We start from the raw sequence: 728 nt of genomic DNA, 5'->3' as shown, positions 1-728 counted from the left end.
GTTCCTGGGGTTGCGGCTGCGCAGGGCGTGACCGCGGCGGCCCGCGCTCGCGGCTCCCGGTGTCGTGGCCCGCGGGGCCACTGCGGGACAATGGTGGAATGGAGATGCCGATGAACGAACGGTCGCCGGAGAACTCGCCGAATCCGCAGGTCCTGGTCGTCGGGCCGGACGGGATGGCCCTCGGCGGTGGAACGCTCGGCGAGGGCGAGGAGCCCCGCGAGATCCCGGTGACGGAGATGGTCGAGCAGCCGGCGAAGGTGATGCGGATCGGCAGCATGATCAAGCAACTCCTGGAGGAGGTGCGGGCGGCTCCTCTCGACGAGGCCAGCCGGGTGCGGCTGAAGGAGATCCACGCGAGTTCCGTCAAGGAACTGGAGGCCGGGCTCGCCCCTGAGCTGGTCGAGGAGTTGGAGCGGCTGTCGCTGCCGTTCACCAACGAGAGCGTGCCGAGCGAGGCGGAGCTGCGGATCGCCCAGGCCCAGCTCGTGGGCTGGCTCGAAGGGCTCTTCCACGGCATCCAGACCGCGCTGTTCGCCCAGCAGATGGCCGCGCGGGCCCAGTTGGAGCAGATGCGGCGCGCCCTGCCGCCCGGTGCGGCCGGCCACGACGAGGAGCCGCAGGGCCCGGCGGGCCGCTCCGGCCCGTACCTCTAGCCGCCGGCCCGCGGTCGCGGGTCGCCGTACGAGTACTGAGCCGAAGCACCGAGCACTGACCACGAGCTACCGAAA

At 71.7% G+C, this 728-nt stretch carries 1 protein-coding gene; it reads left to right on the top strand.

The annotated features are described in order from the left end of the window. Positions 1–98: 98 nt before the first annotated feature. Positions 99–653 (top strand): bacterial proteasome activator family protein, encoded by a 555-nt coding sequence (locus tag AC13HU_RS37910; RefSeq protein ID WP_483046541.1) that lies wholly within the window; start codon positions 99–101, stop codon positions 651–653. The last annotated feature ends 75 nt before the right edge of the window (positions 654–728 follow it).

Source organism: Streptomyces sp. NH27 (assembly GCF_056859195.1).
Note: the sequence above shows the minus strand (reverse complement) of the source record. Positions and strands in the feature narration are given on the sequence as shown.